This window comes from Neobacillus sp. DZ-9 (assembly GCF_059587065.1).
In genome coordinates, this window is record NZ_JCAIOL010000002.1 from 590,181 (window position 1) to 615,848 (window position 25,668).

The window sequence follows — 25,668 nt, forward strand, 5'->3', positions numbered from 1 at the left end:
ACATCCAAGTTTAACACATTGGTAAAAGTGGTTACAAAATGGATGAAGTTTTCTGTCGAATAAAGCCGAATAGTTTTATGTGATGTGATATAATTATTTTTTGACAAAGAGATAATAGTATTTTAAATAGATGGGAGAGGGTACGATGAGCGAACATGCCTTAGGCAAAAAAGAGCGATTCCAACTCTTGCTCCAGCAGCTGAAATTGATCGAGGATGCTGTAGTAGTGCATTTCAACAATGCCCAAATTGAACGATTATTGGTTGAAAAAAAAGCAAGGAAGTGGCATTTTCAATTTTTATTCGAGAAAATCCTTCCATATAATGTATATGTTTTATTCGCTTCCCAACTAGAAAGAACCTTTGCAAATATTGCCTCCATCTCACATGAAATTCGCGTAACTGATCAAACCATTTCTGCAGAATTAATACGAGACTATTGGAGTTACGGCATTCAGCAAATAGATGGCATAGCTCCTCCGTTAATAAAGCTATTAAATGAGCAGATTCCTGAAGTGAATGGAAATAAGATAACTATTTCTGTCCGGAATGATACAGAAGGACAAGCAATAAAACGAAAATACGGTGGTATCATCGCTGATATTTTTCAAACCTATGGTTTCCCGAATTTATCGATTGAGACAGAAATTAAAAGTGAAGATAAAAATGAAGAATATCAGAAATTCCTTCTAGCTAAGCAAAAAGAAGACCAGGAACGTGGACTTCAGGCAATGGTAGAATTGCAGAAGAAAGAAGCGGAAAAGGAACAAGCGGGCGGTGAAGTACCGGAAGGACCGCTTTCGATTGGTCTTACGATCAAGGACGATAGCGACCTTCGCAGCATGATAGAAATAGTTGATGAAGAAAGAAGAGTTACGGTTGAAGGCTATATTTTTAATGCTGAAATTCGTGAATTAAGAAGCGGTCGTTCATTGTTAACCTTTAAAGTTACTGACTATACCAGCTCAATTATGGTAAAAATGTTCTCGCGTGACAAAGAGGATGCCGCTCTGTTCCAGCTTGTAAAAAAAGGAATGTGGGTTAGGGTACGCGGAAGCATTCAAAATGACACCTTTGTCCGTGACCTCGTCATGATTGGAAACGATATTAATGAAATTAAACCTGAGGGGCGAAAGGATACAGCACCTGAAGGGGAAAAACGTGTAGAGCTGCACCTACATACACCTATGAGTCAAATGGACGCTGTTACACCTGTTAGTACGCTGATTGCCCAGGCAAAAAAATGGGGCCATAAGGCTATTGCTGTTACAGATCATGCCGTTGCCCAATCGTTCCCAGAGGCATTTGGCGCCGGAAAGAAAAATGATATTAAAATTTTATACGGTGTAGAAGCGAACTTAGTGGATGATGGCGTACCTATTGCTTATAATGATGCCCACCGACTATTAGCTGAAGATACATTTGTTGTCTTTGACGTTGAAACAACCGGACTTTCGGCTGTATATGATACCATTATCGAATTTGCGGCTGTTAAAGTGAAGGATGGGGATATCATCGATCGCTTTGAGTCGTTTGCTAATCCGCATCACCGCCTTTCAGCAACGACAATCAACTTAACTGGAATTACCGATGATATGGTGCAAAATGCTCCTGAGATCGAAGAAGTATTGCGGAAATTCCATGATTGGGTGGGAGATTCAGTCCTTGTAGCCCATAATGCTTCTTTCGATATGGGGTTTTTGAATGTAGGCTATAAACAAATCGGCTTGGAAAAAGCAAAAAATCCAGTTATTGATACACTCGAGCTTGGTCGTTTCCTTTATCCAGAATTAAAAAACCATCGTTTAAATACATTAGCAAAGAAGTTTGATATTGAATTAACACAACATCACCGTGCAATTTATGATGCAGAAGCAACTGGATATTTGTTATTAAAAATGTTAAAGGATGCTCTTGAAAAAGAAATTGAGTATCATGATGAATTTAACGATAATATGGGGAAAGGAAATGCCTTTCAGCGCGCTCGTCCTTATCACTGTACCCTATTAGCCCAAAATGAATTGGGATTAAAGAACTTATTTAAACTTATCTCGATTTCTCATCTCGAATATTTTTATAGAGTTCCACGTATTCCAAGGTCTGTTCTTCAAAAATATCGAGAAGGTATTATTGTTGGATCTGCCTGTAATAAAGGCGAAGTGTTTGAAGGGATGATGCAGAAGTCTCCGGAAGAAGTAGAGGCCTTTGCAGGATTTTACGACTATCTAGAAGTTATGCCAAAGGAAGTTAACGCACCCTTGATTGAAATGGAATTGGTCCGAGATGAAAAGGCCATGGAAGATATTATTTCAAAAATTGTCGCGCTTGGTGATAAATTAGGGATTCCAGTTGTTGCAACCGGGAATGTCCATTATTTAAATGAAATTGATAAAATTTATCGAAAGATATTAGTTAATTCACAGGGCGGAGCGAATCCTCTTAATCGCCATGAATTGCCGGACGTTCATTTTCGAACAACCAATGAAATGCTTGATGCATTCTCGTTCCTAGGCAAAGAAAAAGCAAAAGAAATTGTCGTTACAAACACCAATAAAATTGCTGACATGATCGAAGTTATAAAACCAATTAAAGATGATTTATATACACCGAAAATTGAAGGTGCCGATGAGGAAATGCGTGAGATGAGTTACGCCATGGCACGAAGAATTTACGGGGATAACCTGCCGGAAATCGTGGAAGCCAGACTTGAGAAAGAATTAAAAAGTATTATAGGACATGGGTTTGCCGTTATTTATTTGATTTCACACAAACTCGTGAAAAAATCCTTAGATGATGGCTATCTGGTAGGTTCAAGGGGATCGGTAGGTTCTTCCTTAGTTGCAACCATGACGGAAATAACTGAAGTAAATCCTTTGCCGCCGCATTATGTCTGTCCATCCTGTAAACATTCGGAGTTCTTTAATGATGGATCTGTAGGATCTGGTTTTGATTTGCCTGATAAAGATTGTCCAAATTGCGGTGATAAATACCATAAGGATGGACACGATATCCCGTTCGAAACCTTCCTTGGGTTTAAAGGAGACAAGGTTCCCGATATCGATTTGAACTTCTCGGGAGAATATCAGCCGCGTGCTCATAACTATACAAAAGTCTTGTTCGGTGAAGAATATGTTTACCGTGCAGGTACAATAGGCACGGTTGCGGATAAAACGGCATTTGGATATGTAAAAGCCTATCAACAAGATAATAATCTGCAAATCCGCGGAGCGGAAGTGGAACGGCTCGCTTCAGGCTGTACAGGGGTAAAGAGAACAACGGGTCAGCACCCCGGCGGTATTATTGTTATTCCAGATTATATGGATGTTTATGATTTTACACCGATTCAATTTCCTGCCGATGACAAAAACTCTGAATGGAAAACAACCCATTTTGATTTCCATTCCATCCATGATAATGTGTTAAAGCTTGATATTCTTGGTCACGACGATCCGACGGTCATTAGGATGCTTCAGGACTTAAGCGGAATGGATCCGAAAACGATTCCGACTGATGACCCTGAAGTAATGAAAATCTTTAGCGGTACGGAATCATTAGGGGTAACAGAGGATCAAATCATGTGTAAAACCGGAACACTTGGAATCCCTGAATTCGGAACGCGTTTTGTTCGTCAGATGCTTGAGGATACAAAACCAACGACATTTTCAGAATTGGTTCAAATCTCAGGTCTATCGCATGGAACGGATGTATGGCTTGGAAATGCCCAGGAGTTAATCCATAATAAGATCTGTAATTTAAGTGAAGTAATCGGCTGTCGTGACGATATCATGGTTTACCTCATTTACCAAGGGCTGGAGCCATCCTTTGCCTTTAAAATTATGGAATCAGTTCGTAAAGGAAAAGGCTTGAGCGAGGAAATGGAAGCAGAAATGCGGAAGAATGAAGTGCCGGAGTGGTACATTGACTCTTGCAAGAAAATAAAATACATGTTCCCGAAAGCCCATGCTGCAGCCTATGTATTAATGGCTGTAAGGATTGCATATTTTAAAGTTCATCTTCCGCTGCTTTATTATGCGGCTTATTTTACAGTCCGGGCTGAGGATTTTGATATCGAAGCGATGTCACGCGGTTCAGAAGCCATTAAGGCAAAAATTGAAGAAATCAATGCAAAGGGTCTAGAGGCTTCTAACAAGGAGAAAAACTTATTGACCGTAATGGAACTGTCACTTGAAATGACTGAAAGAGGCTTTTCCTTCCAAAATTACGATTTATACAAATCTGATGCATCAGAATTTATTATTGAAGGAAATACACTAATTCCACCGTTTAATTCGATTCCGGGACTTGGAACGAATGCGGCCTTTAATATTGTGAAGGCAAGAGGAGATGGAGAGTTTTTATCAAAAGAAGACCTACAGCAGCGCGGCAAAGTATCAAAAACAATACTGGAGTATTTAGATAAACAAGGCTGTCTGAAATCTCTTCCAGAACAAAACCAGTTATCGCTGTTTTAAATTGGTAAAACCCATGGAACCCTTGATTTGGTTTGCATATCAATCATGGTTATGTTATAGTTTTATTGGAAATACTAAGAAATACTCTCGTGTACAAGAGTGGGAATCCTCCCACTCTTTCGTCTTTGTTATAAAGGTTTTTACAGAGTAACTTGATAAAACTTTCCGTGAACTACATAAAATATGGGTGAAATAAATGGAAAGGGAGGTAAAGCATGAGCAAAGTAACGGAAGTGGTTGAAGAACTGGCTGCACCAATATTTCAAGAACTTGGTTTAGAATTAGTCGAAATCGAGTATGTCAAAGAAGGAAAAAGCTGGTTTCTTCGCGTATATATCGATAAAGAGACTGGTGTAGATATAGAGGATTGCGGAGTAGTTAGCGAAAAATTAAGTGAAAAACTCGATGAGTTAGACCCAATCCCACACAACTATTTTCTTGAAGTGTCGTCTCCAGGGGCGGAACGTCCATTAAAAAAAGCGAAGGATTTCGAAAAAGCGATTGGCAAAAATGTCTTTATCAAAACCTATGAGCCAATGGATGGAGAAAAAAGCTTCGAAGGCCAGCTTTTAGAATTTGATGGTCAAGCCATCAAAATCGAAGTGAAAATCAAAACAAGAAAGAAAACTATTGAAATTCCCTATGAAAAAGTTGCAAGTGCCAGACTGGCTGTTATTTTTTCATAAGAATAAATTGAAGAGGATTAGGGGGATACAAGCAGATGAGCAGCGAATTATTAGATGCTCTTATGATACTGGAAAGAGAAAAAGGTATTTCCAGAGATATATTAATTGATGCCATTGAAGCCGCATTGATTTCGGCTTATCGCCGCAATTTCAATCAAGCACAGAACGTAAGAATCGATTTGAACTTACAAAATGGCTCAATGCGTGTGTTTGCAAGAAAAGAAGTGGTTGACGAGGTATTTGACCCGCGTCTGGAAATTTCAATCGAAGATGCAAGACGGATTAATCCGAATTATCAGGTTGAAGACGTCGTGGAAATGGAAGTTACACCAAAGGATTTTGGCAGAATTGCCGCTCAAACGGCAAAGCAAGTGGTCACTCAGCGTGTAAGGGAAGCTGAACGCGGAATTATTTATTCAGAATTTATCGACCGTGAAGAAGATATTATGACGGGGATTGTTCAACGGCTTGATTCCAAATTTATATATGTAAGTCTTGGGAAAATTGAAGCCTTGCTGCCGTTAAATGAACAAATGCCGAATGAAAGATATAAGCCGCATGATCGGATTAAAGTATTTATTACAAAGGTAGAAAAAACGACAAAAGGTCCACAAATTTTTGTATCTAGGACCCACCCAGGATTACTCAAACGCTTATTTGAAATTGAAGTTCCTGAAATTTATGACGGAACTGTTGAGATCAAATCGGTTGCACGCGAAGCCGGGGATCGTTCAAAAATATCTGTCCATTCCGAAAACAATGAGGTCGATCCAGTAGGATCTTGTGTTGGTCCGAAGGGAACCAGGGTACAAGCGGTTGTAAATGAATTAAAAGGTGAAAAAATTGATATCGTAAAATGGTCTGATGATCCAGTAGTCTTTGTTGCCAATTCACTAAGCCCATCTAAGGTTTTAGATGTAATGGTAAATGAAAATGAGAAAGCAACCACGGTCGTTGTTCCTGACTATCAGCTTTCACTGGCAATCGGGAAACGCGGACAAAATGCCCGCTTGGCAGCCAAGCTGACTGGCTGGAAAATTGATATCAAATCTGAAACCGAAGCTCGGGAAATTGGAATTTATCCAAGGGAAGAAACAATAAGACTTTTTGACGATCAGGTTGATGATGATTTCAACTATGATGAAGAATTGGAATAAAGTAGAGGTGAATGATCGTGAACAATAAGAAAAAAGTTCCTATGCGCAAATGTGTGGCAACCGGTGAAATGAAACCGAAAAAAGAACTCGTTCGCATCGTTCGCTCTAAAGAAGGGGAAGTCTCCATCGACCTAACGGGAAAAAAATCCGGCAGGGGAGCATACCTTTCTAAGGACAAAGAAGCAATCTTACTAGCCAAGAAGAAAAATACCTTATCTAACCATTTAGAGGTTACAATAAATGATTCGATATATGATGAATTACTTGAGCTAATAGAGAAGGAGAACTGACTATCCAAATGAATCAAAATCAATGGATGTCATTGCTTGGCTTGGCCAATCGAGCGCGCAAAATCATATCGGGTGAGGAGCTTTCTGTGAAGGAGATACGGAGCGGGAAAGCAAAACTCATTTTATTATCCGCAGATGCATCTCAAAATACAACTAAAAAAATTACAGATAAATGTAATTCATATGAGGTTCCATATAAATTAGTGGAGAACCGTTTTCTCCTAGGTCAAGCGATTGGCAAAGAAGCCCGCGTTGTTGTAGCTGTTTTGGATGATGGATTTGCTAAGAAACTGGTAACGTTGCTCGATTAAATCTTGCGGGGGTGAAAAAATGAGTAAACTACGCGTTTATGAATATGCAAAAAAACATAATATTTCAAGTAAAGAAATTATTACAAAACTAAAAGAAATGAATATTGAGGTTTCAAATCATATGGCAACTTTAGAGGATTCAGACATAAAAAAACTTGATGCAGCCTACAACAAAAAAGAAAACACATCACAGCAAAAACAGGGAAATAACACCCAGCAAAAACAAAATAATGGGTCGCAGAACAAACGTACAAATGGGCAACCTGCTCAGCAGCAGCAAGCTAATAAGCCTCAAGTCCAGGTAAAGACGACACCTAAAGCATTTGAGGATGATGACGATAAAACTGTTGTGCCAAGTAAGGTGAAAGTAGCGACAGCGCCAAAGAATAAAGAAGGCAAAAAGCATGATCAGGAATATCAGTCAAAAGAAAATAAAGCCTTTAATTCTGGAAAAGCTAAGAATAAGCCTTTTAATAACAACAATAATCAAAATCGTAATAATAATAATAATAATAATAAAAAGAGAAATCATACTAATGTTCAGCAAACACAACAACCGCAAAAGAAAAAGGAAAAAGAGCTTCCGGCTAAAATTACCTTTAGTGAATCACTTACGGTTGCAGAGCTAGCTAAGAAATTATATCGTGAGCCTTCAGAAATTATTAAAAAGCTCTTTTTACTTGGCGTCATGGCGACCATCAACCAAGTATTAGATAAAGATGCAATTGAATTGATTGCAGGTGAGTATGGGGTTGAGGTTGAAGAAGAAATTAAGATTGATACAACTGACCTAGAAGTTTACTTTACAGAAGACTCAGCTGAATCACTTGTGGAAAGACCTTCAGTTGTAACGATTATGGGTCACGTTGACCATGGGAAAACAACTCTGCTTGATTCCATCCGAAACACAAAAGTTACAGAAGGAGAAGCAGGTGGGATTACACAGCATATTGGTGCGTACCAAGTTGTGGAGAATGGTAAGAAAATTACCTTCCTTGATACACCTGGACACGCTGCTTTCACAACAATGCGTGCTCGCGGTGCAAAGATTACCGATATTACCATTTTAGTTGTAGCTGCCGATGATGGTGTTATGCCACAGACTGTGGAAGCGATCAACCATGCCAAAGCAGCGGAAGTGCCAATTATCGTAGCGGTAAATAAAATGGACAAAGAAGCAGCCAACGCAGACCGCGTTATGCAGGAATTAACCGAACACGGATTAGTTGCTGAAGCATGGGGCGGCGAAACCATTTTCGTTCCTCTATCTGCAAAAACAGGAGAAGGAATTGACAATCTCCTTGAAATGATTCTTCTAGTAGGTGAAGTGGAAGAATATAAAGCAAATCCTAATCGAAAAGCAGTTGGTACTGTTATCGAGGCACAGTTAGATAAAGGCCGTGGGTCAGTTGCTACTTTACTAGTTCAAAATGGAACATTAAAAGTTGGAGATCCAATCGTTGTCGGAAACACTTATGGCCGTGTTCGTGCAATGGTAAATGATCTTGGCAGACGTGTGAAGGAAGCCGGACCTTCTACTCCTGTTGAAATTACAGGTCTAAATGACGTTCCTCAAGCCGGTGACCGTTTTGTTGTTTTTGAAGACGAAAAAACAGCTCGACAAGTTGGTGAAGCTCGTGCCCAATCAGCATTGGCAGCCCAACGTGGTGAAAAATCAATTGTTAGCCTAGAAACCCTATTTGATCAATTGAAGCAAGGGGAAATGAAGGATCTAAACATCATCTTAAAAGCTGATGTTCAAGGATCTGCCGAGGCTGTTGCAGCATCCCTGCAAAAAATTGATGTTGAGGGTGTTAACATTAAGATTATTCATAGTGGTGCAGGAGCCATTAATGAATCTGATATTAGTCTTGCCGCTGCTTCAAATGCGATTGTAATTGGCTTTAACGTTCGTCCTGATGCCAATGCCAAGCGTGCAGCCGAAGCAGAAAAGGTTGATGTAAGGCTTCATCGCATCATTTATAAAGTAATCGAAGAAATGGAATCCGCAATGAAAGGTATGCTTGACCCAGAATTCCAAGAGAAAATTATTGGTCAAGCAGAAGTTCGTCAGACCTTCAAAGTTTCAAAGGTTGGTACCATTGCTGGTTCTTATGTAACGGATGGTAAAATTACGAGAGACAGCGGTATTCGTTTAATTCGTAACGGTGTGGTTATCTTTGAAGGACAAATCGATGCCCTAAAACGATTTAAAGACGATGCCAAAGAAGTGGCACAAGGCTACGAATGTGGTGTTACCATTAAAAACTTCAATGATGTTAAAGAAGGAGATATTATTGAAGCTTTCGTAATGGAAGAAATTGAGCGTAAATGATAATTGGCTCAGCCGTTTGTGAATGTATCATATATGATGCTCATTCTTTAAAAGAGAAACGAGCCGTTTTACAGCGGATATTAACCCGCTTAAAACAAAAATATAATATATCTGTATCAGAGGTGGACTACCAAGATGTATGGCAGCGGACAAAGATTGCAATCGTTGCCGTCACCTCTACTAGGGTTTCGACTGAACAGGAATTGCAGTCCGCATTAAAACTAATCGACTCCTTTCCTGAAATAGAAAGAACGATCACCGATATAGATTGGCTTTAAGTTAAGAGGTGAATTTCATGAGCCACAGAGCAAATCGCGTTGGAGAACAAATGAAAAAAGAACTAAGTGACATAATTGGCCGTAAAATCAAGGATCCCCGGATTGGCTTTGTAACTGTTACGGATGTTCAAGTAACAGGAGATCTCCAACAAGCAAAAGTTTTTATTTCTGTTTTAGGTGATGACGAGCAAAGAGAGAATACGTTAAAAGGCCTGGCAAAAGCAAAAGGTTTTATCCGGACTGAAATTGGCCATCGTATTCGTTTACGTAAAACACCTGAAATTATTTTTGAATTCGATGAATCAATCGATTATGGAAATCGAATTGAAACACTTCTTCATCAATTACACGACAGCGATAAACCAATGGAAAAACATGATGAAGAATAACTGGATAGACATATTGTCTATCCTTTTTTCAATTTATCAATTTTAGATCGGAGAGAATTAATTGGAAGGAATCTTACCATTATTTAAGCCAGCAGGATTAACCTCTCATGACTGTGTGTTTAAATTACGAAAGATATTAAAAACAAAAAAGGTAGGACATACGGGAACGCTTGATCCGGATGTGACAGGGGTTCTTCCTATTTGTATCGGGAAGGCAACTAAAGTTGCCGAGTATATTACGGATGCAGGAAAAGCTTATGAAGGCGAAGTGACAATAGGCTTTTCGACAACAACTGAAGATGCATCTGGAGATATAGTTGAACAGAAGCAAATAGATAGGACCATTAACCGTGAAGAAATTGTCAAGGTTCTTGAGTCGCTGACAGGCGAAATTGAACAAACACCGCCAATGTATTCTGCAGTAAAGGTAGGCGGTGTCCGTCTTTATGAATATGCACGGAAAGGTATAGAAGTGGAAAGGCCGACCAGAAAGGTAAATATTTATTCGATTGAACTCCTCGATGATCGGACTGAATTTTCTGGGGAGACGATCCAGTTCCGCTTTAAAGTCAGCTGCAGCAAAGGGACATATATTCGCACGTTGGCTGTAATGATTGGTGAAGCCCTAGGATACCCAGCGCATATGTCAAAGCTTACCAGAATCCAATCCGCTTCTTTTGGATTAAAGGATTGTTTTACCTTTGATGAAATTGAACATTTTATGGAAGCTGGAAAAATCGAAGAGATTTTGAAACCGTTAGAAACCGCACTTTCTCATTTGCCGAAATTACTGATTAATGATACAGTAGCAGAGAAAGTGAAAAATGGTGCACTATTAAAAATACCAGAACATCTAAAAACAAGTAACGGACCTATTATCGCTGAAACTACAGAGGGCCTGGCTCTTGCAATTTATTCCAAGCATCCCAATAAGCCAGAGCTGCTTAAACCAGTTAAAGTCTTAAGAAATGAGATAGTGTAAAGGTTACGGTTAAGAAAAGGTGAGTTTCATTTGGAAGTAAAGAAGCTTAGTTTTCCATTCAATTTTAAAAATCACAATTATCCGCCACTTGCGATGGCCTTAGGATATTTTGATGGCGTACATCGTGGTCATCAGCAGGTCATTTTAGAGGCAAAAAAACAGGCTGAACTAAACGGTTTTCATAGTGCGGTTATGACCTTTGATCCCCATCCTTCCGTTGTGTTAGGGAAAAGTGAACAACACGTACAATACATTACCCCATTATCAGAAAAAATCAAAATAATTGAGGGGTTAGGTATTGATTATCTATTTATCGTCCATTTTACATCTGAATTTGCTAATCTTTTACCTCAAGAATTTATTGATCAATTTGTGATTGGTCTTAATGTAAAACATGTAGTAGCTGGCTTTGACTTCTCTTATGGACGCATGGGAAAAGGGACGATGGAAACCCTGCCCTTCCATTCAAGAGAGGAATTTTCCTATACCATCGTTCCCAAGTTTTCAGAAGGGGACGAAAAGGTAAGCTCAACAAGAATCCGAAAGATGTTAAAGGAAGGGAATATGGAGGATCTTCCAATTTTACTTGGGAGGTTTTATACAACTTCTGGAATAGTCATACATGGAGACAAACGGGGAAGAACTATTGGTTTTCCTACTGCCAATATAGGCGTTAATGAAGAGTATATCATTCCTCCGCTTGGTGTCTACGGAGTTAGAATGAATGTTAAGAATCTTTGGTATAACGGTGTTTGTAATGTGGGATATAAACCTACTTTTAATAAGGAATCTTTAAGGGTTTCCGTTGAGGTTCATTTGTTTAACTTTAATCAAGAGATTTACGGAGAAGAAGTGGTCATCGAGTGGCATCCATATCTTCGAAAGGAACAAAAATTTTCGGGAATTGAGGAGCTCGTTGCCCAAATTGAAAGAGATAAGCAAACGGCATTAGCCTATTTTGAAAAAAATCGACATTCTTTTTAACTTTGGCCGTAAATAGAAGTTTTTCCTACATTATATGAAGGTTTTAGCTTGCTTTTTGACGTAAAAGGTTGTATTCTTAAATACGTATTAAAAATAACCTTTGCTTGGCAAGTCGAATCACCAACGCTTGCTCGGTAAATGGGGATTTGTAAATTTAGGAGGTGAACTGGATGGCAATCACTCAAGAACGTAAAAATGAACTAATCAATGAGTATAAAACTCATGAGAACGACACTGGCTCTGCAGAAGTTCAAATCGCTGTCCTTACAGAATCAATCAACAATTTGAACGACCACTTACGTACTCACAAGAAAGATCACCACTCACGTCGCGGTCTTTTGAAAATGGTTGGTAAACGTCGTAATCTTTTGACTTACCTACGTAACAAAGACGTACAACGTTACCGTGAGTTAATCAATAAGCTTGGTCTACGTCGTTAGTCTACAGAAGCGGGAATTTTCCCGCTTTTTTATTAGGTTTTTTTAAAGAATAGATTTTATAATATTACATTGCTTATTTTTTTAACAATGTTGATTGAAGCGCAAATCAACATCATAAAATAAAGAATTTTTTATACATATTTTAAGACTGGACTTATTTGTGCATACTATTATATGTGATTGACTTGATAACATAAGCTTTTTAGGCTTTTTTTATAATAATTAAAAGATTTAGTAAGATGATTATAGTGAAAGTAATTCTTTCGTATCATCCTCTAAGTGATTTAGATAGAGAGGGGTAAAAATATGGAACAAACGAAACACGAGTACTCCATGGATTGGGCTGGCCGCAAGCTATCTGTTGAAATTGGACAATTAGCAAAACAGGCAAATGGTGCAGTCCTTGTACGCTATGGGGATACAGCAGTCCTAAGTACTGCAACAGCTTCAAAAGAACCTAAAAATTTAGACTTTTTTCCATTAACAGTTAACTACGAAGAGCGGTTATATGCAGTTGGTAAAATACCAGGAGGCTTTATTAAGCGTGAAGGCCGTCCAAGTGAAAAGGCAATCTTAGCCAGTCGGTTAATAGACCGTCCAATACGCCCGCTTTTTGCTGACGGATTCCGTAATGATGTTCAAGTGATTAGCATTGTGATGAGTGTCGATCAAGATTGTTCGACCGAAATGGCTGCGATGTTTGGTTCATCTTTGGCACTTAGTACCTCTGATATTCCATTTGAAGGTCCAATTGCCGGTGTCGTGGTTGGCCGTGTTGATAATGAATTTATCATCAATCCAACTGTCGAGCAGGCAGAAAAAAGCGATATTCACTTAACGGTAGCCGGCACGAGGGATGCTATCAACATGGTGGAAGCAGGAGCACTTGAAGTACCTGAAGAAACCATGCTTGAGGCAATTATGTTTGGACATGACGAAATTAAACGCTTGATTGAATTCCAAGAAAAAATAGTCGCTGAAATTGGCAAGCCAAAAAGAGAAATAAATCTTTATGAAATTGATAAAGAACTTGAAGCAGAAGTAAGAGAACTTTGTGAAGCCGATATGGTAAATGCCATTCAGGTTCAAGAAAAGCATGCTCGTGAAGATGCTATTAAAGAAGTAAAAAATCAGGTCATTGCCCGCTTTGAAGAACAAGAAGCAAATGATGATGATTTAAAACAAGTAAAACAAATTTTGGACAAGATTGTTAAGGGTGAAGTTCGCCGCTTAATTACTGTTGAAAAGGTCCGTCCAGACGGCCGTAAAATTGATGAAATACGCCCATTATCCTCACAGGTAGGCATCTTGCCGCGTACTCACGGTTCCGGTTTGTTTACTCGAGGTCAGACCCAAGCCTTGAGCATTTGTACGCTCGGCGCAATGGGAGATGTCCAAATCCTTGATGGACTTGGAATTGAGGAAGAGAAACGGTTCATGCATCATTATAACTTCCCATCCTTTAGTGTTGGGGAAACTGGACCAATCCGTGGACCAGGCCGCCGTGAAATTGGCCATGGTGCACTTGGGGAAAGAGCATTAGAACCTATTATCCCAACTGAAAAGGATTTTCCATATACAATCCGCCTAGTTTCAGAAGTCCTTGAATCAAATGGTTCAACATCTCAGGCAAGTATTTGTGCAAGTACTTTAGCCATGATGGATGCTGGGGTGCCAATAAAAGCACCGGTTGCAGGTATTGCGATGGGACTTGTAAAATCAGGTGAACATTATACTGTTTTATCTGATATTCAGGGAATGGAAGATCATTTGGGAGACATGGATTTTAAAGTTGCTGGAACATCCAAAGGGGTTACTGCCCTGCAAATGGATATTAAAATTGAAGGTCTTTCCCGTGAAATTTTAGAAGAAGCTCTTCAGCAGGCGAAGGTAGGAAGAATGCATATTTTAAATTCTATGCTGGCTACTATTTCGGTGCCTAGAGCAGAACTTTCACAATTTGCTCCAAAAATCTTAACGATGAACATCAACCCTGATAAGATTCGGGATGTTATTGGACCAAGTGGAAAGCAAATCAATAAAATTATTGAAGAAACTGGTGTTAAAATCGATATTGAGCAGGATGGTACGATCTTCATCGCCTCTGCTAACCAAGAAATGAACCAAAAAGCCAAGAAAATCATTGAAGATATTGTTCGTGAAGTTGAAGTTGGACAGATGTACCTAGGTAAAGTGAAGCGGATTGAAAAATTTGGTGCATTCGTCGAAATTTTTGCCGGAAAAGATGGTTTAGTCCATATTTCTGAACTTGCCGAAGAGCGTGTAGGCAAAGTCGAGGACGTTGTTAAAATCGGCGACGAACTGTTAGTAAAAGTAACAGAAATTGATAAGCAGGGCCGAGTTAACCTATCACGGAAGGCCGTTTTGAAGGAACAAAAGGAAAAAGCGGAAGAAACAAAATAAAACATTAATCAAATAAGAAAGTCAGGGGGGCTCTCCTGACTTTTCGTATGTAATGTCTAGCTTCAGCGCATGAACAAGGCTCTTCCGCTTTTCGTTCTACCTTGTCCCCTTTTTACATATTCTTTATGGAAGGGGGAAGAATGCTGATGAGAAAGTCATTTATTTTATTAATTATTATTTTTATTGCCTGGATTTCAGTCAACAATCCATTTGTAAACAAATATGTTGCTAAGTTGACGGAAACTGCACTTCCGGCAGCCAAACAGTCCGATTCTCTTTATCAAACAATCGAGAAACAGGCACCTACATATGAAATTTCACCTTCAGATGCTAAAATAGATCGAGTCTGGAAGGCCATTCCTGGATATAATGGATTGAAGGTGGATATTGCCGCCTCATATAAAAATATGAAACCAAAAGGCGTTTTTGATAAAAATAAACTGGTTTTTACACAAATTAGCCCAAAAGTTCACCTTAATGATTTGCCGCCTTCCCCTATTTATAAAGGTAATCCAGATAAACCGATGGTTTCCTTCATCATCAATGTTGCCTGGGGGAATGAATATTTATCACAAATGCTTGCGACGCTGAAAAGACACCATATTTCCACAAGTTTTTTTCTAGAAGGTAATTGGGTCAAAAACAATCCTGAGCTTGCAAAAATGATAGTCAGTGCTGGTCATGAGGTAGGCAATCATTCCTATTCCCACCCAGATATGAAGAGATTGGCGGCCGCACAGGCAAGGCAGCAAATAATCCGAACCAATGAAGTGATTGAAGCAGCTACTGGAGCAAAAAGTAAATGGTTTGCACCTCCAAGTGGAAGTTACAGGGATGAAACAATAAAAGTAGCTAATGAATTACACATGAAAACAGTCATGTGGACTGTAGATACAATTGATTGGCAAAAGCCTTCCCCTGAAGTATTAATTAATCGTGTCATTACAAAAATTGATAATGGTTCTATGGTTCTCATGCATCCAACTGAATCAACTGCAAAATCGCTGGATCGTTTAATCACTCTAATAGAACAAAAAAATTTAAAGATTGGTACGGTTTCGGAGTTAATGAGTGAAAATAGAATCATAAAATAAATATAGTAAGAGTTCCAAAAGTTTGGAGAAAATAGTCATTAAAAGTATAATTAACAATTGGATAGTAACATCTGCTGTTTAGAGACAGGAGGAAGTCGATGATAAATAAATACACTTGCCAAAATGGAGTAAGAATTGTATTAGAAAATATTCCTACCGTACGATCTGTTGCAATTGGGGTTTGGATTGGAACTGGTTCTAGGAATGAAGATCCTGCGAGAAATGGTATTTCTCATTTCCTTGAGCACATGTTCTTTAAAGGAACATCTACACGTACAGCTAAAGAAATTGCTGAATCCTTCGATAGCATTGGGGGCCAGGTAAATGCCTTCACTTCAAAGGAGTACACATGCTATTATGCAAAGGTTCTTGATACCCATTCCAAATTTGCACTAGATGTATTAGCAGATATGTTTTTTAATTCCACTTTCGATGAAGAGGAATTAAAGAAGGAAAAAAATGTTGTCTTAGAAGAAATAAAAATGTATGAAGATACACCAGACGATATTGTTCATGATTTATTAAGCAGGGCTGTTTATGAAGATCATCCGCTTGGGTATCCCATTTTAGGAACGGAAGAAACATTAAATACCTTTACCGGTGAAACACTTAAAGAATATGTTAAAGAAAGATATACGCCTGAAAATGTTGTTATTTCAATTGCAGGTAATGTATCAGAATCATTTATTCAAGAGGTTGAAAACTATTTCGGCTCTTATCAAGGAGGAGCCAAGGATACTCCAGAGAATATTCCCGTTTTCCATTCCAATCGTATTTCGCGAAAAAAGGAAACGGAACAAGCTCATTTATGTATTGGATTTGAAGGCTTAAAGGTGGGACATGAAGACATATACAGTCTAATAACCCTTAACAATATATTAGGCGGCAGCATGAGTTCAAGATTGTTCCAAGAGGTTCGTGAACAAAGAGGCTTAGCTTACTCCGTATTTTCGTATCACTCAGCCTATCAGGATAGCGGAGTGGTAACGGTATATGGTGGAACTGGAGCGAAACAACTGGATGTATTATTTGAGACAATTCAAGAAACCCTTGATAAATTGAAGCAAAACGGCATTACCGAAAAAGAATTAACCAATAGTAAAGAACAGCTAAAAGGAAGCTTGATGCTAAGTTTAGAAAGCACCAATAGCAGGATGAGCCGAAATGGTAAAAATGAACTGCTGTTAAAACGCCATCGTTCTTTAGATGAAATTATCGAACAAATTGATCTAGTTTCAAAAAGCAGTGTCGATGAAATGGCTAGACAAGTCTTTAATGATAAATATTCTGTGACCTTAATTAGTCCAGATGGAGAATTCCCAAATAAACTTGCTTAAAAAACAGTTCGGTGTACGAACTGTTTTTCTTTATTCTAAATGCAGGATTCCATCTATAAACTATTAGTAAAGGGAGAAGAGGGGAGTTCTTTTAAATGAGGCTGAGTGAATTAAGTGGTAAAGAAATTGTCGATGTTAAAAAGGCAGAACGGCTCGGAGTACTTGGTCAAACAGATTTAGAAATTAATGAAAGTACTGGGCAAATCCAAGCGCTTCTCATTCCTTCTGTAAAATGGTTCGGTTTCCGCAAACAAGGTGAAGAAATTAGAGTCCCATGGCAGCATATTAAAAAAATAGGGTCCGATATGATCATTATTGATGTTCCAGAAAATGAATAGATTCTTACAGTCCAAGCAAATGAAACCTTGCTTGGGCTTTTTTTATTTTACTGTGGGTGGAAAACTCACCGATTTTAAGCAACTTACATAAGATGTTGAAGTGAAAAGAAGAAAAGGAATCCTTAAGGGATTTTTTTAAAAAGAAGGTGAATGTTTTCATGCTGACAGGGATGCAGATAGCCGTGATTGGTGGAGATGCCAGACAGCTGGAAATCATCCGGAAGTTAACTGAATTAGACGCGAGAATATCGCTAATTGGTTTCGAGCAGCTTGACCATGCCTTTACGGGTGCGGTTAAGGAAAAAATGGATGAAGTTGATTTTTCGAATATAGACGCTATCATCTTACCGGTGCCCGGGGCAAATTTAGAAGGACAGGTGGAAACGATCTTTTCAAATGAAAAGGTTGTTCTCACAGAAGAAATGCTCGTAAAAACACCTGAACACTGTACGATTTATTCAGGAATTAGCAACGGCTATTTGAATGGAATTACCAAACAAAGCAAACGACCACTCGTGCAATTATTTGAACGGGATGACGTGGCTATCTATAATTCAATTCCAACCGTAGAGGGAACCATTATGATGGCCATCCAGCATACTGATTTTACCATTCACGGGTCCAATGTTACCGTTTTGGGACTCGGAAGATGTGGTATGAGTGTGGCAAGAACCTTTGCAGCACTAGGAGCGAAGGTTAAGGTTGGAGCAAGAAAAAGTGAACATTTGGCACGAATCACAGAAATGGGTTTAACCCCATTCAATTTAAACGATCTTGTAAATCAAGTGAAGGATACCGATATTCTAATAAATACAGCACCACATTTAATCGTTACAGCTTTAGTAATATCACAAATGCCTTCACATACGCTCATTATCGATCTTGCCTCAAAACCGGGTGGAACTGATTTTAGGTATGCCGAAAAACGAGGCATCAAAGCCTTACTTGCACCAGGACTGCCAGGTATTGTCGCACCAAAAACAGCAGGTCAAATACTGGCAAATGTCCTTGCCCAACTGCTAGAAGAAGATTTACACAGGCGAAAGGGGAAAGTGAAATGAGTTTAAAAGGTAAAAGAATTGGCTTTGGTCTAACCGGCTCCCATTGTACTTACGATGCTGTATTCCCAGAAATTGAAAAGCTGGTGCTCGCGGGCGCAGAGGTACTGCCAGTTGTGACTTTTACTGTAAAAAATACAGAAACCCGATTTGGAAAAGGTGAAGATTGGGTTGAGCGAATTGAAGATTTAACTGGTCACAAGGTCATTGATTCGATTGTCAAGGCTGAACCGTTAGGACCAAAAATACCATTAGATTGCATGGTTATTGCTCCATTGACTGGTGTATCCATGAGTAAATTTGCCAATGCCATGAATGACAGCCCAGTATTAATGGCTGCTAAAGCAACATTAAGGAACCTAAAGCCTGTGGTTCTCGGAATTTCTACAAATGATGCCCTTGGGTTAAATGGAGTAAACTTAATGAGATTAATGGCTGCGAAAAATATCTTTTTTATCCCGTATGGTCAAGATGATCCTATTAAGAAGCCTAACTCCATGGTTGCGAGAATGACGATGCTATCAGAAACAGTGGAAGCAGCAATCGATGGCAGACAAATTCAGCCGGTACTTGTGGAACGATATAGAGATGGTGACTAAATAACTGACCTCTTTCGGCAAAAAGGGTTATTTCTTTCGGGGAATATGATAAAATAAATTAATCTCTCTGGCAGTGGGTTAAAAGGATAACCCACTGCTCGAGTTTACTAATACTATATTACGACAAGCTGGCTTAAGAACTAAATGAAGGAAATAACCCGCCAGTCGATATGAAAGGGGAACTAGCATGAATCAAAATGGATTTCACGTTGCAGTGGTAGGGGCAACAGGAGCGGTTGGACAACAAATGATCCAAACCTTATTAAAAGAAAATTTCCCTATTAGAAAATTATCATTACTATCCTCTGCACGTTCTGCAGGAAAAATAGTTGAGGTTAATGGTCAAGAAATTACGATTCAGGAAGCAAAGCCTGAAAGCTTTGAAGGAGTAGATATTGCTCTTTTCAGTGCGGGCGGCAGTGTTTCCAAAGAACTTGCACCTGAAGCAGTAAAACGAGGCGCCATCGTCGTGGACAACACTAGTGCGTTTCGAATGGATACAGATATTCCACTAGTTGTGCCAGAAGTAAATGAAGCTGATTTGCATCAACATAATGGAATTATTGCGAATCCAAATTGCTCCACGATTCAAATGGTAGTTGCATTAGAGCCTGTTCGTCAAAAATATGGCTTGAAAAAAGTTATTGTGTCAACCTATCAAGCTGTTTCCGGAGCAGGTGCGGCAGCGGTTCAAGAATTGATGGATCAAACAAAAGCTATTTTAAATGAAGAGTCATATGATCCAGCTATTTTACCCGTAAAATCAGATAAAAATCATTATCAAATTGCCTTTAATGCGATTCCGCAAATTGATAAATTTCAAGATAACGGCTATACCTACGAAGAAATGAAAATGATTAATGAAACGAAGAAAATTATGCACCTTCCTGAGCTGCAGGTATCTGCTACTTGTGTCCGTCTGCCAGTTGCTGTTGGGCATTCTGAATCCGTCTACTTTGAAGTTGAGGCAGAGGGTGTAAGTGCGAATGACATTAAAGCACTTTTAAAAGACGCACCAGGGGTAATCTTACAGGATGATCCTGAAAATCAAATTTATCCAATGCCGGCTGATTGTGTTGGGAAAAATGATGTTTTTGTAGGCAGGATTAGAAAAGATATCGATGAAGACCGCGGTTTCCATATGTGGGTAGTTTCTGACAATCTTCTAAAAGGTGCCGCCTGGAATTCAGTCCAGATTGCCGAAAGCTTAGTGAAATTAGGTCTAGTAAAATAAAGTTATCTCAAAAAAAGTAGGGTTTGGTGTTACCATGAAGATTATTGTACAAAAATTTGGCGGGACATCTGTAAAGGATGAAAAAAGCCGAAAACATGCACAAAGACATATTGAGAAAGCTTTAGCCGATGGCTATAAGGTGGTAGTAGTGGTTTCAGCGATGGGGAGAAAGGGAGACCCCTATGCTACTGACACACTCTTATCATTAATAGGCGGGAACTTAAGCAAAATCTCGAAACGGGAACATGATTTATTATTGTCCTGTGGAGAGGTAATTTCAAGTATTGTATTTACAAATATGCTATTGGAAAGTGGTATAAATGCTGCAGCCTTAACAGGGGCTCAAGCAGGTTTCAAAACCAATAATGACCACACCAATGCAAAAATAAATGAAATGAAATGCGAACGTCTCTTAAGAGAATTAGAAAATAACGATGTTGTTGTAGTTGCCGGCTTCCAAGGTGCTGCTAAAAATGGGGATGTAACAACCATTGGCAGAGGCGGAAGTGATACTTCAGCAGCGGCTCTTGGTGCTGCCCTAAATGCTGAATGGATTGATATATTTACTGATGTAGAAGGGATCATGACAGCTGACCCGCGTATCGCCGAAAATGCACGTCCGCTTTCTGTAGTCACCTATACTGAGGTTTGTAATATGGCCTATCAGGGTGCGAAGGTTATCCACCCAAGAGCAGTTGAAATTGCGATGCAGGCAAAAGTGCCAATTCGGATTCGATCAACCTATACGGACACCTTGGGTACCTTGGTGACAACATTAAATAAAGAGAATCGGGGTAGTGACATAAGAGAACGGATCGTTACGGGGATTGCCCACGTCTCAAATATCACTCAAATTAAGGTGTTTGCAAAGAAAGATCAATATTACTTGCAGGCAGAAGTTTTTAAAGCAATGGCCAAGGAAAAAATTAGTGTAGATTTTATCAATATTTCGCCAAATGGTGTTGTTTATACGGTTACTGATGAAATGACGGATCTGGCTATACAGGTTTTAAAGGAATTAGGCCATGACCCACAAGTGGAGCGTCATTGTGCCAAGGTATCCGTTGTTGGTGCAGGAATTGCAGGTGTTCCAGGGGTTACTTCCAAAATCGTAACGGCATTATCCGATCATGGAATTCGAATTTTACAATCTGCAGACAGCCATACTACAATTTGGGTTTTAGTCAAACAAGATGACTTAGTTAAATCAGTAAACGCTCTACATGATGCCTTTCAATTAGAAGAGGAGTCCCTTGAATTTAAACTTTCCGATTTATAATTTCTTACTAGGGGTTTGAAAGGAGAAAGAAAATGGTTCATTTTGGGCGAGTGTCCACGGCAATGGTTACTCCTTTTGATAATAAAGGGCATATAGATTTTGCCAAGACTACACAATTAGTTAATTATTTAATTGAAAATGGTACAGAATCACTTGTAATAGCAGGTACTACTGGTGAATCACCTACTCTTTCAAAAGAGGAAAAATTGGCGCTGTTTGCTCATGTGGTTAAGGTGGTTAATAGACGTGTTCCGGTAATTGCCGGTACAGGAAGCAATAATACGTATGCTTCCGTGGAATTAACTAAAAAAGCAGAGCAGCTTGGCGTTGATGGTATTATGGTGGTTGCGCCGTATTATAATAAACCTAATCAAGAAGGCTTATATCAGCATTTCAAAACAGTTGCAGAGGCGACTTCCCTGCCAGTAATGGTCTATAATATTCCTGGAAGGTCGGGTGTTAATATTCTTTCAGAGACAATTATACGCCTTGCAAAGATTTCTAATATTGTTGCAGTGAAAGAGGCAAGCGGCGATTTAAATGCCATTACACACATTATTGCCAACACGGATGATGATTTTCTCTTATATAGCGGTGATGATGCCATAACTCTTCCTGTGCTTGCTATTGGAGGTACAGGTGTAGTCTCTGTTGCTTCACATATTATCGGAAATGAAATGCAAGAAATGATTGGAGCATTTTTTGAAGGCGAAAATAAAAAAGCTGCCAAACTTCATCAAGAACTGCTGCCAATCATGCAGGGGCTCTTTGCCGCTCCTAGTCCTGCTCCCGTTAAAACAGCGTTGCAGCTAAAAGGGTTAGACGTTGGATCTGTACGACTGCCCCTAGTGGGATTAACAGAACAGGAACGAGCTACATTAATTTCAATTTTAAAGAAAAAATAACTTTTTTAAGCCAGCCGAAAGATGAGTTCGGTTGGCTTTTCTTTTTTAAATCCAGCTACAGCCCTTAGGAAAAAATGAACTGCTTTTTTCCCTGTTCAAGGCGCTTTAGCTTTTTTATGTTGTAAAGGTTTTCTAATTTCAAGTATAATAATCATAACTGATTTCGGTCGGGTCAACTCAGCATAGGAGGAAACGGAACGTGATAAAGAAAAAAAATAACTCCATTAAGTTTATTACACTTGGTGGTATTGGAGAAATCGGAAAGAATATGTATCTTGTTGAAGTAGACATGGACATATTCATCATTGATGCCGGCTTAATGTTCCCCGAGGAAGAAATGCTTGGCATTGATATGGTAATCCCTGATATTACATATTTAAAGGAAAATAAGGATCGGGTAAAAGCAATCTTTTTAACTCATGGGCATGAAGACCACATCGGCGCACTTTCCTATGTTCTAAGGCAAATTGACGTACCGGTTTATGGAACAAAACTAACTTTGGCTCTTGCAAGTGCGAAATTGAAAGAGCAAGACTATTGTGGAAAAGCAAATTTTATTGAGGTTGATTCCAATACAATTGTAGATTTAGATTCAGTTAATGTAAGTTTTTTTAGGACTAATCACAGTATCCCTGATTCGGTTGGTGTTTGTATCCATACATCAGAAGGTATTATCGTTTATACAGGTGATTTTAAATTTGACCAAGCTGCAACTAAGCTGTACAAGCCAGAGATTGGAAAAATGGCTTCAATCGGGGAACAGGGTGTACTATGCCTAATGTCTGATAGTACGGAAGCAGAAAAACCAGGTTATACTACTTCTGAAGCCATTGTTGAGCGGGAAATGTTTAATGCCTTTTATAATGCTCCAGGAAGAATTATTGCAGCTTGCTTTGCATCCGATATTAATCGAATTCAGCATATTTTTGATGCTGCTGTAGAAAACAAGCGTAAAGTTGCCGTGGTTGGCAAAAGTCTTGAACGAATCTATCATATTGCCCTCGATTTAGGGTACTTAGAGGTTGCAGAGGATTTAATCATTCCCATCCATGAAATAAAGGATTACCCGGATCGTGAGATTGTTGTTCTGATGACAGGAAGCCAGGGTGAACCAATCGAAGCCCTGCAAAAAATGGCCAAGCAAACACATAAGCTAGTGAACATAGAACTTGGTGATACGGTCCTTATTGCTGCATCACCGCTCCGCGGAAGTGAAGTGTTTTTATTTAAAACTGTCGATATGCTGTTCAGAGCGGGAGCAAATGTCATCTCCGGCAAACGGACAATTCATGTCTCGAGTCACGGCAGTCAAGAAGAATTAAAGTTTATGATTAACCTTATGCAGCCAAAATTCTTTATTCCTGTTCATGGGGAATATCGAATGTTAAAGGCTCACCGAAAACTTGCGCTTGATTGTGGACTTAAAGATGAACAAATTTTAATTCCGGACCGTGGGGATATAGTTGAACTGAAGGAAGAAAAACTAGCGATAACTGGAAAGGTTCCTTCTGGTAATGTCCTGATCGACGGAATCGGTGTTGGGGATGTAGGAAACATTGTACTGCGTGACCGAAAACTATTATCTCAAGATGGCATTTTGATCGTCGTTGTAACTTTAACAAAACATGAGAAGAAAATTGCTGCAGGTCCTGAAATTATTTCAAGGGGATTTGTCTATGTCCGGGAATCTGAAAAATTAATGGATGAATCTACAAAATTAGTCCGCGATATCGTCGAAAGAAATATTGCAAAGGACACCTTTGAATGGGCAAGCCTAAAGCAGGAAATAAGGGATGACTTAAATCGTTCTTTATTCGAAAAAACCAAAAGACGTCCAATGATACTCCCAATTATTATGGAAGTATAATTAAATTAGCACAGAAAAGACACTGGGGTGTACCAGTGTCTTTTTGATTTAGGAATTTCTTTTGGCATGATTTTGTATCGGTGGTAAATACTAAAAATATATCATGCTTGAAGGGAGTATTAGGATGAATAACAATTTTCAAAAAAATGAAGCAGGAAACGGGGAAGGAACAGAGCCTCAAAAAGAGGAAAAATCTACTTCCCCTTTAATAGAGAAAATTCAACAGCTTGGTCAGACAAATGTTCCCCAGCTCTCTACTGATTCACGAATTCATTGTTTGACGATTATTGGTCAGATAGAGGGGCATATGGCGCTGCCGCCGCAAAATAAAACAACAAAATATGAGCATATTATTCCCCAGCTTGTAGCTATTGAACAAAATCCTAAAATTGAAGGAGTTTTAATTATCTTAAATACGGTTGGAGGAGATGTGGAAGCAGGACTCGCCATTTCAGAAATGTTAGCAACTCTATCAAAACCAACTGTCTCAATTGTATTAGGTGGAGGTCATTCCATCGGAGTCCCTATTGCGGTTTCCTGTAATTATTCGTTTATTGCCGAGACGGCTACAATGACGATTCATCCTATCCGTTTAACGGGTTTGGTAATTGGGGTTCCGCAAACATTCGAATATTTAGACAAAATGCAGGAACGTGTGGTTAATTTTGTTACAAAACATTCCAAAATAACCGAGGAAACTTTTAAAGATTTAATGTTTGCAAAGGGGAACTTAACAAGAGATATCGGAACCAATGTCATTGGAGTTGATGCCGTTATAACTGGATTAATTGATGAAGTGGGCGGACTTGGCCAGGCAATGAAGAAATTAAATGAAATGATTGATATGAATAAAGAGAAGACCGAAGGGTTGATTCAATGATATTATACACGATGATGCCCCAGGAACTTATTTTTCCCTATGAAACAGAACCGTTTCAGAAGCAGCAGATGATCTCTTATCAAGGGATCCCGCTTTTAGTAGAATTTGCGGATCAGCAAAATGTCCAGGTTGTTCGCATTTTAAGCAGTGACCCACAGCACTATCTAGATGAGAGAATATGCCCTGGTTCTAAAATTTCTTTTGCCAGCCTTGAAGGTTTGTCCGCTTTCTAAGGAAATTATGGTATAATCAGGTTATATAGACAAGAGCAGCCAATCAGGGGCTGCTCTAATTTTTAGGCTGCGTTAAAGGTCATTTTTGATATTGAAA

At 39.0% G+C, this 25,668-nt stretch carries 23 protein-coding genes; all 23 read left to right on the forward strand.

Translation table 11 applies throughout. The features are described from left to right. Positions 1–145: 145 nt before the first annotated feature. The 23 genes from AC59HZ_RS07475 to AC59HZ_RS07585 all read left to right on the forward strand — a co-directional run bounded on the left by AC59HZ_RS07475 (position 146) and on the right by AC59HZ_RS07585 (position 25,571). Positions 146–4,471 (forward strand): PolC-type DNA polymerase III, encoded by a 4,326-nt coding sequence (locus AC59HZ_RS07475; protein WP_496545190.1) that lies wholly within the window; start codon positions 146–148, stop codon positions 4,469–4,471. A gap of 215 nt (positions 4,472–4,686) precedes the next feature. Next, the gene (gene rimP, locus AC59HZ_RS07480) at positions 4,687–5,157 is read left to right on the forward strand and encodes a ribosome maturation factor RimP (protein WP_496545191.1); all 471 of its coding nucleotides are present in this window, start codon (positions 4,687–4,689) and stop codon (positions 5,155–5,157) included. Between the two features lie 35 nt (positions 5,158–5,192). Beyond that, entirely contained in the window at positions 5,193–6,314 is a 1,122-nt protein-coding gene (gene nusA / locus AC59HZ_RS07485) for a transcription termination factor NusA (protein ID WP_496545192.1), read from the forward strand. 17 nt (positions 6,315–6,331) lie between these two features. Further along, positions 6,332–6,604: an RNase P modulator RnpM gene (gene rnpM, locus AC59HZ_RS07490; protein WP_335715236.1), complete on the forward strand. Its 273-nt coding sequence runs from the start codon at positions 6,332–6,334 to the stop codon at positions 6,602–6,604. 8 nt (positions 6,605–6,612) lie between these two features. After that, positions 6,613–6,915, forward strand: a complete 303-nt coding sequence (locus AC59HZ_RS07495; RefSeq protein WP_430068674.1) for a YlxQ family RNA-binding protein — start codon at positions 6,613–6,615, stop codon at positions 6,913–6,915. Between the two features lie 19 nt (positions 6,916–6,934). After that, entirely contained in the window at positions 6,935–9,250 is a 2,316-nt protein-coding gene (gene infB / locus AC59HZ_RS07500; RefSeq protein ID WP_496545193.1) for a translation initiation factor IF-2, read from the forward strand. Next, positions 9,247–9,528, forward strand: a complete 282-nt coding sequence (locus AC59HZ_RS07505) for a DUF503 domain-containing protein (protein ID WP_430068668.1) — start codon at positions 9,247–9,249, stop codon at positions 9,526–9,528. The genes infB and AC59HZ_RS07505 overlap by 4 nt, the downstream gene beginning before the upstream one ends. 17 nt (positions 9,529–9,545) lie before the next feature. After that, positions 9,546–9,917, forward strand: a complete 372-nt coding sequence (rbfA, locus tag AC59HZ_RS07510; protein WP_496545194.1) for a 30S ribosome-binding factor RbfA — start codon at positions 9,546–9,548, stop codon at positions 9,915–9,917. Positions 9,918–9,978: 61 nt separating this feature from the next. Beyond that, on the forward strand, positions 9,979–10,899 hold the full coding sequence (gene truB / locus AC59HZ_RS07515; RefSeq protein ID WP_496545195.1) for a tRNA pseudouridine(55) synthase TruB: 921 nt from the start codon (positions 9,979–9,981) through the stop codon (positions 10,897–10,899). 30 nt (positions 10,900–10,929) lie between these two features. After that, on the forward strand, positions 10,930–11,883 hold the full coding sequence (gene ribF, locus AC59HZ_RS07520; protein ID WP_496545196.1) for a bifunctional riboflavin kinase/FAD synthetase: 954 nt from the start codon (positions 10,930–10,932) through the stop codon (positions 11,881–11,883). Positions 11,884–12,053: 170 nt separating this feature from the next. Continuing rightward, positions 12,054–12,323, forward strand: a complete 270-nt coding sequence (rpsO, locus tag AC59HZ_RS07525; protein ID WP_115450510.1) for a 30S ribosomal protein S15 — start codon at positions 12,054–12,056, stop codon at positions 12,321–12,323. A 306-nt stretch (positions 12,324–12,629) separates the two neighbouring features. Further along, positions 12,630–14,747, forward strand: coding sequence for a polyribonucleotide nucleotidyltransferase (gene pnp, locus AC59HZ_RS07530; protein WP_496545197.1), 2,118 nt, complete (start codon positions 12,630–12,632; stop codon positions 14,745–14,747). A 146-nt stretch (positions 14,748–14,893) separates the two neighbouring features. Continuing rightward, a complete protein-coding gene (locus AC59HZ_RS07535) occupies positions 14,894–15,841 on the forward strand; it encodes a polysaccharide deacetylase family protein (protein WP_496545198.1) in 948 nt (315 codons plus the stop codon). A gap of 98 nt (positions 15,842–15,939) precedes the next feature. After that, on the forward strand, positions 15,940–17,178 hold the full coding sequence (locus AC59HZ_RS07540; protein WP_496545199.1) for a M16 family metallopeptidase: 1,239 nt from the start codon (positions 15,940–15,942) through the stop codon (positions 17,176–17,178). A 95-nt stretch (positions 17,179–17,273) separates the two neighbouring features. Beyond that, positions 17,274–17,516, forward strand: a complete 243-nt coding sequence (locus AC59HZ_RS07545; protein WP_430068653.1) for a YlmC/YmxH family sporulation protein — start codon at positions 17,274–17,276, stop codon at positions 17,514–17,516. Positions 17,517–17,674: 158 nt separating this feature from the next. Continuing rightward, complete coding sequence (gene dpaA / locus AC59HZ_RS07550) at positions 17,675–18,577, forward strand: dipicolinic acid synthetase subunit A (RefSeq protein ID WP_496545200.1); 903 nt, start codon at positions 17,675–17,677, stop codon at positions 18,575–18,577. Beyond that, positions 18,574–19,173 carry a dipicolinate synthase subunit B gene (gene dpaB / locus AC59HZ_RS07555; RefSeq protein WP_496545201.1) on the forward strand — a complete coding sequence of 200 codons (600 nt, stop codon included), beginning with the start codon at positions 18,574–18,576 and terminating at the stop codon, positions 19,171–19,173. The genes dpaA and dpaB overlap by 4 nt, the downstream gene beginning before the upstream one ends. A gap of 187 nt (positions 19,174–19,360) precedes the next feature. Further along, positions 19,361–20,407 carry an aspartate-semialdehyde dehydrogenase gene (asd, locus tag AC59HZ_RS07560; protein WP_496545202.1) on the forward strand — a complete coding sequence of 349 codons (1,047 nt, stop codon included), beginning with the start codon at positions 19,361–19,363 and terminating at the stop codon, positions 20,405–20,407. A gap of 34 nt (positions 20,408–20,441) precedes the next feature. Next, entirely contained in the window at positions 20,442–21,686 is a 1,245-nt protein-coding gene (gene dapG / locus AC59HZ_RS07565; protein ID WP_496545203.1) for an aspartate kinase, read from the forward strand. A 32-nt stretch (positions 21,687–21,718) separates the two neighbouring features. Next, on the forward strand, positions 21,719–22,591 hold the full coding sequence (gene dapA, locus AC59HZ_RS07570; RefSeq protein WP_496545204.1) for a 4-hydroxy-tetrahydrodipicolinate synthase: 873 nt from the start codon (positions 21,719–21,721) through the stop codon (positions 22,589–22,591). Positions 22,592–22,790: 199 nt separating this feature from the next. Continuing rightward, positions 22,791–24,458, forward strand: a complete 1,668-nt coding sequence (locus AC59HZ_RS07575; RefSeq protein WP_496545205.1) for a ribonuclease J — start codon at positions 22,791–22,793, stop codon at positions 24,456–24,458. 124 nt (positions 24,459–24,582) lie between these two features. After that, positions 24,583–25,338 carry a ClpP family protease gene (locus AC59HZ_RS07580; RefSeq protein WP_496545206.1) on the forward strand — a complete coding sequence of 252 codons (756 nt, stop codon included), beginning with the start codon at positions 24,583–24,585 and terminating at the stop codon, positions 25,336–25,338. Next, on the forward strand, positions 25,335–25,571 hold the full coding sequence (locus AC59HZ_RS07585; RefSeq protein ID WP_496545207.1) for a YlzJ-like family protein: 237 nt from the start codon (positions 25,335–25,337) through the stop codon (positions 25,569–25,571). The genes AC59HZ_RS07580 and AC59HZ_RS07585 overlap by 4 nt, the downstream gene beginning before the upstream one ends. Positions 25,572–25,668 lie beyond the last annotated feature (97 nt).